4 protein-coding genes are annotated in these 3,244 nt (G+C 67.5%); all 4 read left to right on the top strand.

The genetic code is table 11. The features are described from left to right. A partial coding sequence (gene eno / locus AC2VON_RS10145; protein WP_486952838.1) for a phosphopyruvate hydratase occupies positions 1 to 983 on the top strand: 983 nt, incomplete at its 5' end. A 17-nt stretch (positions 984 to 1,000) separates the two neighbouring features. Further along, on the top strand, positions 1,001 to 1,645 hold the full coding sequence (locus tag AC2VON_RS10140; protein ID WP_486952837.1) for an FtsB family cell division protein: 645 nt from the start codon (positions 1,001 to 1,003) through the stop codon (positions 1,643 to 1,645). Then, positions 1,638 to 2,141 carry a DUF501 domain-containing protein gene (locus AC2VON_RS10135; RefSeq protein ID WP_486952836.1) on the top strand — a complete coding sequence of 168 codons (504 nt, stop codon included), beginning with the start codon at positions 1,638 to 1,640 and terminating at the stop codon, positions 2,139 to 2,141. Before AC2VON_RS10140 ends, AC2VON_RS10135 begins: the two co-directional genes overlap by 8 nt. Next, positions 2,138 to 3,100 carry a Ppx/GppA phosphatase family protein gene (locus AC2VON_RS10130; protein ID WP_486952835.1) on the top strand — a complete coding sequence of 321 codons (963 nt, stop codon included), beginning with the start codon at positions 2,138 to 2,140 and terminating at the stop codon, positions 3,098 to 3,100. Before AC2VON_RS10135 ends, AC2VON_RS10130 begins: the two co-directional genes overlap by 4 nt. Positions 3,101 to 3,244 lie beyond the last annotated feature (144 nt).

Below are 3,244 nucleotides of genomic sequence, written 5' to 3'. Positions count from 1 at the left end.
AGTCCCGGCTGGGCGCCAACGCGATCGTGGGTGTTTCACTGGCTGTCGCCAAGGCCGCCGCGGACTCCGCTGAACTGCCGTTGTTCCGGTATCTGGGTGGGCCCAACGCGCACATCCTGCCGGTGCCGCAGATGAACATCCTCAACGGCGGAGCGCACGCCGACACCGGCGTCGACATCCAGGAGTTCTTGGTGGTGCCGATCGGGGCACCCGACTTCGCCGAGGCGCTGCGCTGGGGTGCAGAGGTGTATCACGCGCTGAAGTCGGTGCTCAAAAAGCAAGGCCTGTCCACCGGGCTGGGTGACGAGGGCGGCTTCGCCCCCGACGTGGCCGGCACCACCGCGGCGCTGGACCTGATCAGCGTCGCCATCGAGTCGGCAGGGTTCAAACCCGGCACCGAGGTGGCACTGGCGATCGACGCTGCGGCCAACGAGTTTCACACCGACTCCGGCTACAACTTCGAGAACCAGACCCGCAGCGCCGCCCAGATGACCGAGTTCTACGCCCGGCTGCTCGACGCCTATCCGCTGGTGTCTCTGGAAGATCCACTGTTCGAAGGTGACTGGGACGGCTGGGTGGCGTTGACCGCAGAGCTTGGGGAACGGGTGCAGGTCGTCGGCGACGACATCTTTGTCACCAGTCCCGAACGGATCGAGGACGGTATCGAGAAGGGCGTAGCAAACGCGGTGCTGGTGAAGGTCAACCAGATCGGCACGCTCACCGAGACGCTGGACGCTGTGGCGCTGGCCCACCACAACGGCTACCGCACGGTGCTCAGTCACCGCAGCGGCGAAACCGAGGACACCACGATCGCCGACCTGGCGGTGGCGGTCAGCAGCGGTCAGATCAAGACCGGTGCGCCGGCGCGCAGCGAGCGGGTGGCCAAATACAACCAGCTGCTGCGAATCGAGGAAAGCCTCGGCGATGCCGCCCGCTACGCCGGCGATCTGGCGTTCCCCCGCTACGGCCCGGAGGGCAAATAGCGAACTGAGCCGGCCAGATGCCCGATCCGAAACGACCCCACCTGAAACGGCGCTCCGCGGCGTCCCGCCCGGCTCGGCCGAGACGGGTTGGTGGGGTCGGTCGGGGCCGCTCATCCCGGCCGGCGGCCCTCCGTCGTGGATCGAATGAGACGCGTGCACAGCAAGACCCGGTTGTGCAACCCATCAGGCGGTCGATCGCTGCCGCGGCGGAGCAGCGTTCCCAGCAACGGCTCGGTTTCACCGCCCGGCGAGCGGTGATTCTGGCCGCGGTGGTGTGTGTGCTGACGCTGACCATTGCCGGTCCGGTGCGCACCTTCTTCGCACAGCACGCCGAAGTGAAGCAGCAAGCCGCGATCGAAGCCACCCTGCGACAGCAGATCGCTGAACTGGAGCAGCAGAAGGCCAAGCTGGCCGACCCGGCTCACATCAAGGCGCAGGCTCGTGAACGCCTCGGTTTCGTGATGCCCGGCGAGATTCCCTACCAGGTCCAGCTACCACCGACCGCTGATGTTCCCGGCCGGCCGGGCGCCGCGCCGGCAATCACACCCAGCGACAGCCCGTGGTACACGGCACTGTGGCATACCATTGCCGATGCCCCGCACGGGCCACCACGTCCGCCGCCGGCGCCTGCGCCGCCCGCCCCGCTTCCTGCCGGTGGTTGAGGATGCCGACCTCGACGCGATGCAGCGGCAACTGGGCCGTAAGCCGCGAGGAGTGTTGGAGGTCTCCTACCGCTGTCCCAACGGTGAACCCGGCGTCGTCAAGACAGCGCCGAAACTGCCTGACGGTACGCCCTTTCCGACGCTGTATTACCTGACTCATCCGATGCTGACCGCCGCAGCGAGCGGGCTGGAGTCGACCGGCCTGATGGCAGAGATGACCGGGTGGCTGCGCCGCGATCCCGATCTTGCTGCCGGCTACCGACGCGCGCACGAGTCGTATCTGGCCGAGCGAGACGCGATCGAGTCGTTGGGTACCACGTTCTCCGCCGGCGGCATGCCGCATCGAGTCAAGTGCCTGCATGCGCTGATTGCGCACTCGCTGGCCAAGGGCCGTGGGGTGAACCCGCTTGGCGATGCGGCACTGGCCGTGCTGGCCGCCGATCCAGGCCTCGATTTGGAGAAGGCCGGGATCTTGGTGCCGGGGCAGTGGACATGAGCCGGATCGCGGCGATCGACTGTGGAACCAACTCGATCCGGCTGCTGATCGCCGACTCGGTCGACGGGTGCCTGCGCGACGTCCACCGTGAGATGCGGATCGTGCGACTGGGGCAGGGCGTCGACGCGACCGGTGAGTTCGTTCCGGAGGCATTGGAGCGCACCAGATCCGCGCTGGCCGACTATGCGCGGTTGCTGGCCGTCCACGATGTCGCGCGGGTGCGGATGGTGGCCACCTCGGCTGCCCGTGATGCCGCCAACCGTGAAGTGTTCTTCGCGATGACGGCGGAGGTGTTGGGCGCCGTGATCCCCGGTGCGTTCGCCGAGGTGATCAGCGGCGACGCGGAGGCCGCACTGTCGTTTCGCGGCGCCGTGGGCGACTTGACGGGCGCCGACGGCCCGTTCGTGGTGGTGGATCTCGGCGGGGGGTCGACCGAGATCGTGCTCGGCGACAGATCGGCGAAAGACGTTGTGTCGGGAGGCGTTTCGGTTGACATTGGCTGCGTCCGGCTCACCGAACGCTGCCTGCACTCCGATCCGCCGGCCCCGGACGAGGTGGCGAGCGCCCGCGAGCTGGTCCGGGAGCGGCTCGGCCCGGCACTGCGGGCGGTACCGGTGGAGGGGGCCCGGAGCTGGGTGGGGGTGGCCGGAACCATGACGACGCTCGCCGCGCTGGCGCAGCGCATGACAACATATGATCCTGTGGCAATTCATCTTTCGCACGTATCCAGCGATGAGCTGTTGGCGGTGTGCGATCGACTGATCGCCATGACGCGAGCGCAGCGCATGGCGCTGGGGCCGATGCATCCCGGTCGTGCTGACGTGATTGGGGGAGGAGCCATCATTGTCGAGGAGTTAGCACGCGAACTGCGCACCCGGGCCGGAATCGAGGAGCTGACCGTCAGCGAGCACGACATCCTGGACGGTATCGCCCTTTCGATCGCCACACCTCCCCCATGAGTCGCAGGGGAAGAAGATGTGCTGCTTGCCCGCCATTGAGCGACAACCGTCGCACTCGACGGTGGGTGATGAAAACGGCAGCTCAGACCTCGAAGCGATAGCCCATGCCGGCTTCGGTGAGCAGGTGGCGGGGCCGCGACGGGT

This window comes from Mycobacterium sp. TH-M82 (assembly GCF_057473605.1).
Note: the sequence above shows the minus strand (reverse complement) of the source record. Positions and strands in the feature narration are given on the sequence as shown.

What these genes read in the sequence shown, in the direction of transcription:
- AC2VON_RS10140 (WP_486952837.1), top strand. Translation starts at nt 1,001, where the DNA reads ATGCCCGATCCGAAACGACCCCACCTGAAACGGCGCTCCGCGGCGTCC.
- AC2VON_RS10130 (WP_486952835.1), top strand. Translation starts at nt 2,138, where the DNA reads ATGAGCCGGATCGCGGCGATCGACTGTGGAACCAACTCGATCCGGCTG.